The following is a 6,993-nucleotide window of genomic DNA, read 5'->3' on the forward strand; positions in this document are numbered from 1 at the left end:
AGAAATAACTTTTCTTTATAATATATTTATTAAGCAAAGATATCGTTCTTTTCACCTTCAATGGCCTATTTGCCATTTTTTCACTCATAGATTTTCGTTCAGAAAAATTTTAGTCGGAATAGTCTCAAAATTAAATCAACGAATCTATTTGAATGATTTTTGGAACATCATATTGCACCCCCACCTAAAATGAGGGCACACAAATCAGTCTTTACGACTCAGGCTTCCCCGGCGGCATAAATGGCGACGCATACGGGTTATTCCCGGTTCCGGCCTCTGTTTTTCATCAAGGCTAGCTAATACCAGTGACAAAGCCTGTTCAGCAACATCGCGATGGCGCTGTGCTACCGATAATACCGGACACTCAAGAAAATCAAGCAACTCATGATCACCAAATGTTGCTATGACTAACTGTTCCGGTAAACGTCCACTGCGTTTCAGGATGGTATCCATCACCCCCTGAAGCAAGGCAAATGAAGTCGTGTAAAGTACCTGAGGCAAAGGATTTTTTTCCAGCCATGAAGCAAAAACGTCAGCCGCTGCTTCACGTTCATAGCTGTTCGCATAGAGATAACTCACCTGACGCGGATCATTTTCCCATGCTTCGCGGAACCCTTGTTCACGTAAAAAACTGACGGATAATTCAGGCAGTGCGCCCAAATAAAGTACGGATTCTGAAGGAAACTGGCGTAATTCCTGTGCCAGCATTTTCGCATCTTCAAGATCGTCCCCGACAACACTGACAAAATGTTCGCTGTCCAATGCGCGATCCAGCGCGATAATAGGCAGGGAGCGATTCGCCCAGCGCTGATAGAATGGATGCTCAGGAGGCAAAGCAGTAGAAACAATAATTGCATCAACTTGCCGTTGCAAAAGATGCTCAACACAACGCATTTCGTTATCTGGCTGGTCTTCTGAGCAGGCTATCAATAACTGATACCCGCGCTGCCGGGCCTGACGTTCAAGGTAGTTAGCAATACGGGTATAGCTCGTATTCTCCAAATCCGGTATCACTAAACCAATAGAACGGGTACGTCCTGCCCGTAGACCGGCAGCAACAGCATTAGGATGGTAGTTATGTTCTCTGACTACCGCCATCACTTTTTCTACTGTTTTATCGCTAACCCGGTACTGTTTAGCTTTACCATTGATAACATAACTGGCCGTAGTACGTGAAACACCTGCTAAGCGGGCGATCTCATCCAGTTTCACATTAACCCCTCAGTAATATGATAGAAAAAGCCCCACGTTACAGTAGGGCCCAGTAAATATCTGTATATTAACCCGCAGATTGCGAATTTTCATCGCATAATTTTTTCTCCGCGCGCAACACCTACAATGCCTGATCGTGCCACTTCCACGATCTCTGCAACTTCCCGCACCGCATCAAGAAAGGCATCCAGTTTTTCGCTCGTTCCCACCAACTGAACAGTGTACAGTGACGAAGTCACATCAACGATTTGCCCACGAAAAATATCGGTGCTGCGTTTAATTTCTTCGCGCCCGTATCCACTGGCCTGCAATTTTACCAGCATGATTTCACGCTCAACGTGAGCACCAGCTGTTAACTCATTAACCCGCAGAACATCCACTAACTTATGCAGCTGTTTTTCTATCTGCTCCAATACTTTTGCATCACCTTTAGTCTGAATGGTCATGCGTGACAAAGTTGGATCTTCCGTCGGTGCTACCGTCAGACTTTCAATATTATAACCCCGTTGGGAAAACAGACCCACTACGCGAGACAATGCTCCCGATTCGTTTTCAAGTAATACAGACAAAATCCGGCGCATGATCAGGTCCTCTCTGTTTTGCTTAACCACATCTCATCCATTGCTCCTCCACGGATCTGCATTGGATAAACGTGTTCTGTTTCATCAACGGTAACATCAACAAAAACCAGACGCTGGTTTTCTGTCACTTCACGCAAAGCCTGAGCCAGTTTGCTTTCCAGCTCATCATAACTCTGGATGGAGACACCAATATGCCCGTAAGCTTCTGCCAGCCTGACAAAATCGGGCAGTGATTCCATGTAGGACTGAGAATGGCGACCCGCGTAAATGATATCCTGTATTTGTTTCACCATGCCCAAAAAACGGTTGTTTAAGTTAAGCACCAGAACCGGTAAGCCATACTGTAATGCGGTAGACAGCTCCTGAATATTCATCTGAATACTGCCATCGCCGGTCACACATATGACCGTTGCTGCCGGATTTGCCAGCTTAACGCCCAGTGCCGCAGGCAGACCAAAGCCCATCGTTCCCAGACCACCAGAATTAATCCAACGCCTTGGCTTATCAAATGGATAATGCAATGCGGCAAACATCTGATGCTGACCAACATCGGATGCAATATACGCATCCCCTTTGGTCAAACGATAAAGTGCTTCAATCACTGCCTGTGGTTTTATTTTCGGGCTGGCGCGATCATAATCAAGACATTTGCGATTACGCCACTGTTCAATAGATAGCCACCAGTCTTTGATTGCATCAGGATCCTGAGAGCTTTCCGCTGCGTCCAACAGTTCCACCATCTGACCGAGTACCTGTTTCGCATCGCCAACAATCGGAATATCAGCCGTCACCGTTTTAGAAATAGATGTTGGATCAATATCAATATGTAATACCGTCGCTTGCGGGCAATATTTTGCCAAATTATTGGTCGTGCGATCATCAAAACGCACCCCTACAGCAAGAATAATGTCGGCATTGTGCATCGCTTTATTGGCTTCAAACGTGCCATGCATCCCCAGCATACCCAGACTCTGCTGATGAGTAGCAGGAAAAGCACCGAGTCCCATCAATGAGCTTGTCACGGGAAGACGAAGGGATTCCGCCAGTTTCAGCAATTCCGCTGAACAGTCTGAATTAATCGCACCGCCTCCTACATAAAGCACCGGTTTTTTCGCTTCCTGTAACGCTTTCAGTGCTCGCTTAATCTGCCCCTTATGCCCCTGAATCGTTGGATTGTAGGAGCGCATATTGATTTTTTCTGGATAAATATAGGGAAATTTCAGCGCTGGATTAACGGTATCTTTAGGGAAATCAATAACAACTGGTCCGGGACGGCCACTTGCAGCTAAATAAAAGGCTTTTTTGATTATATTTGGAATATCTTCCGCTTTCTTCACCAGAAAGCTATGTTTGACGATAGGACGGGAGATCCCCACCATATCACATTCCTGAAAAGCATCGTTACCGATCAAAGAGCTGGCCACCTGACCAGACAACACCACCATCGGGATCGAATCCATATACGCCGTTGCAATTCCGGTTATGGCGTTAGTTGCTCCCGGCCCTGAAGTAACCAGAACAACCCCCGTTTGCCCCGTTGAACGCGTATAACCATCCGCCATATGAACAGCGCCCTGTTCGTGACGGACCAGAATATGTTCTATTCCGCCAATCGTATGTAAGGCGTCATAAATATCCAGGACGGCCCCTCCCGGATAACCGAATACATGCTCAACGCCCTGATCGATTAACGATCTGACGACCATTTCGGCTCCTGACAACATCTCCATTGAGTTTGCCTCCAGGCTCTGTTTGCAAGTTAATGTCAGGACTTCATAAGATCATCATGAAAGTGACCTTATTTATCCCATTCTATTTATTCGTAGTGTTTATTAGATTAGCATTCGTAATGACACGCATTTCATTAATACACTAAGCCATTAACATAACGTCAGATCTCAAGGTTATCAAACAACAATTCACATATTGAAAACATTTTTTTAATAAAATGATTTCGTTGTTCTCAGTTAAACCAAAACAGGGGCGTTATTATCCAGAGCTGATTCAATCCCGATACATGGATTCAATTTCACTCTGATAACGTTGAGAAATCACCTTACGCCGTAATTTCAGTGTCGGAGTCAGTTCGCCTTTTTCCATCGAAAAGGACTCCGGTAGCAGCGTAAAGCGTTTTACCTGATGGAATTTGGCGATATTTTTCTGCAATTCTTTCAGGCGCTGTTCAAATAACCCGATAACCTGATGATTACGCAGCAATTCCAGACGATTCTGGTAATGAAGATTTATCGATTTTGCGTAATCCTCCAGCGCTTCATAGCTGGGAACAATTAACGCTGAAACAAACTGGCGGGCATCAGCAATCACAGCAATATGCTCAATAAAACGATCTTGCCCCAGTGTTCCTTCAATTAATTGCGGAGCAATGTATTTTCCCGTTGACGTTTTCATTAAATCTTTCAGGCGTTCTGTAATGAACAGATTCCCGGTTTCATCCAGCCCTCCGGCATCCCCTGTTCGCAGCCAGCCATCTTCAGTAAAGGCATGAACCGTGTCTTCCGGTCGATTGTAATACCCTTTCATTACGATTGGGCCACGTACCTGAATTTCCCCCGCTGTGCTGATACGAACATCCACTCCAGGCAATGGCGTACCAATTGAACCCAACAGATAATTTTTCTCTTCCCAGCAGGAAACCGTGGCACAGGTTTCCGTCATTCCATAACCGTATTTGATATTGAGACCAACTGACAGGAAGAAACGCATAATGGAGTCTTCAAGTCGTGCTCCGGCTACCGGCAGAAAACGGATCCGACCACCTAATAGCTGGCGAAGTTTGTTCAGTACCAAACGATCAGCCAGTTTTTCTCCGCATAGAGAAAACGGACAGCCCTTTTTACCGTTTAATTGACGTGACCAACGGCGTTCACCCCGTTTGATCGCCCACTGGAAAATCATTCTGCGCCAGAATGGAGCGCGGGACACTTTCTCAAGAATTGCACTATGTATTTTTTCATACAGACGAGGAACAGAGCACATGACGGTCGGACGCACATCAACCATCGCCTCCCGAACAAAATTGGTGTCGGTCAGATAGACATTTAAGGCACCTGTATGCATGACGTAATAACTCCATGCACGCTCAAAAATATGGGATAACGGCAGGAAACTGAGAGATACATCCTGTTCAGTCAGCGTTAACCGCTGATCATGCAGATAAAGCTGGGCGGCGATATTCTGGTAATCCAGCATGACACCTTTTGGCTCTCCTGTTGTACCGGAGGTATAAATCAGCGTAAAAAGATCATGCAAATCCAACCCGGCAATGCGGCTATCAAGTTCAGCCTGATACTGTTGCTTGTCATCCGCAATAAATGCCGATAAATACAATGCTTGTGGACATTCTTTCAAATCGACAGATTCATCCAGAACAACCAGATGATTAAGCTGCGGGCAAAGGGCTAACAATGTCAACGCTATATCGTACTGCTCCTGCCCTCCCACAAATAATATCCGTACTCCTGCATCATTGAGAATAAATGCAGCCTGATCTCGGCTACTTGTCGCATAAAGCGGTACTGTGACGGCCCGTAACTGCAAAATGGCCAGATCCGATAATGACCATGCCATTGAGTTATCGGCAAAAATACCGATTTTCTCCTGAATTCCCACCTCAAGTGACAGCAGGGATCTTGCAATAGATTTCGTTTTACTATCAACATCCTGCCAGCTCATTTCAAGCTGTTCTGATGCTGACCATTGGCGAAATGCAATTTTTTCAGGGTATTTGCTGACTTGCTGTTGTAATCGCGTGATCAAGTGATAGGAGTGGAGAGAATTTGTTACCACAATATATTCCTGTTCTAAATCTTTGGTTCATCACATTCAGCAAGAAAACTGCCTAATTTTCAGCTTACATGTGTTAGCTATTTCCGCGCAGTCTACCCATTCCTGATGAAAGGGGGAAGCGTATTTTTAATAAGACAGGCCTCCCTAAAAAGAGGGAGGCCTGCTACTGCAATGCGTTTCGAAATAGATTGGATAAAAGATAACGACAGGTGAATACCCCGTTTTATTACCGATCGCCAAGGCAACTCAGTAATGATTTCATCCACTGATGTCCTTTATCTCTGTTCATTGAAGCATGCCATATCAAATAACATGGACGGGAAACACTGTTATTAGGCAATGATACAGTACGGATATTTAACTGTCCGGAATAGTGCTCAACCATCCATTTAGGCGCGATGGCAACCAGGTAAGTCTGAGATACGATGTTAAGAACACTATTTAAATCAGTTCCCTGATAAGAGACAGAATCTATTAATTCACTGTTTTCATAGTAAGGTTTGCTGAAGGAATCTGAATTATCTAATGCTACAATTGCATGCCGCTCATCCTGCAATTGCTGCTGACTGATACATTCACCAATTCTGGGATGGCTTTGAGAAACAGCCAGAACTAACTCGTCATCAAATAATGGGAAATGCTGAAAATCAGGATGTTCAAATTGGGTATAACTGATAACAAATTCGATTTCTTGATATTTTAATTTCTTCTCAATATTGTCGTTTATTTGTGTTTTAATCACGACATCGATATTGGGAGAATGCCTTTTTATTTCACCAACAATTTGAGCAGCTAAACGGATATCAAGTGGACTACAGATAGAAAGATTAAATGTTCTTACACTATTATCGGGATCAAACCCTGCTCCGGGTAATTCATTATGTACAATCTGAAGTGCCTGCCTAAGTGGCCCGAAAAGTTGTTTTGCCCTTGCCGTTGGCTGAATACCACGCCCATGCCGCACAAATAATTCATCATCAAACATCGTTTTTAAGCGAGCTACTGCGTTACTGACCGCCGGTTGTGACATACCTAATGCCTGAGCTGCACGTGTAATATTCTGCATTTGCATAACAGCATCAAAAACAGTCAGCAAATTGAGATCTACACTACGCAATTGAACTTCACATGGTTCTTTTTTTCCTGTGTTTACCAGGTTGCATCCAGCCATTATTTAATTTCACTCCACTATATTTATTGCGGCGATCTTATTATTAATAAATGAATATAGACTGCCTTACCATGTAAGTTTCAACATTTTAAAGAGCTACTTCAAATAATAAGATCATTTATCTCAATCATGACAATTTAATTGAGATTCTTCCTTGTATAAAAACAATTATATATTATTAAAAATAATCAAAAATAAAGTATTAATCCATAACTCTGAATT

5 protein-coding genes are annotated in these 6,993 nt (G+C 43.8%); all 5 read right to left on the reverse strand.

Annotated features, from left to right (window positions below):
- Nucleotides 1–204 precede the first annotated feature (204 nt).
- Entirely contained in the window at nucleotides 205–1,212 is a 1,008-nt protein-coding gene (gene cra, locus AACX38_RS03765; RefSeq protein WP_228859366.1) for a catabolite repressor/activator, read from the reverse strand.
- An 89-nt stretch (nucleotides 1,213–1,301) separates the two neighbouring features.
- Nucleotides 1,302–1,796 carry an acetolactate synthase small subunit gene (gene ilvN / locus AACX38_RS03770; RefSeq protein ID WP_086956589.1) on the reverse strand — a complete coding sequence of 165 codons (495 nt, stop codon included), beginning with the start codon at nucleotides 1,794–1,796 and terminating at the stop codon, nucleotides 1,302–1,304.
- The gene (ilvI, locus tag AACX38_RS03775) at nucleotides 1,796–3,523 is read right to left on the reverse strand and encodes an acetolactate synthase 3 large subunit (RefSeq protein WP_228865759.1); all 1,728 of its coding nucleotides are present in this window, start codon (nucleotides 3,521–3,523) and stop codon (nucleotides 1,796–1,798) included. Before ilvI ends, ilvN begins: the two co-directional genes overlap by 1 nt.
- Nucleotides 3,524–3,797: 274 nt before the next feature.
- Nucleotides 3,798–5,600, reverse strand: coding sequence for an AMP-dependent synthetase/ligase (locus tag AACX38_RS03780; RefSeq protein WP_228865760.1), 1,803 nt, complete (start codon nucleotides 5,598–5,600; stop codon nucleotides 3,798–3,800).
- Nucleotides 5,601–5,826: 226 nt separating this feature from the next.
- Nucleotides 5,827–6,771 carry a transcriptional regulator LeuO gene (gene leuO / locus AACX38_RS03785; RefSeq protein WP_099109920.1) on the reverse strand — a complete coding sequence of 315 codons (945 nt, stop codon included), beginning with the start codon at nucleotides 6,769–6,771 and terminating at the stop codon, nucleotides 5,827–5,829.
- Nucleotides 6,772–6,993: the final 222 nt, after the last annotated feature.

Source organism: Xenorhabdus sp. PB30.3 (genome assembly GCF_963895965.1).
Lineage (GTDB): Bacteria > Pseudomonadota > Gammaproteobacteria > Enterobacterales > Enterobacteriaceae > Xenorhabdus > Xenorhabdus stockiae.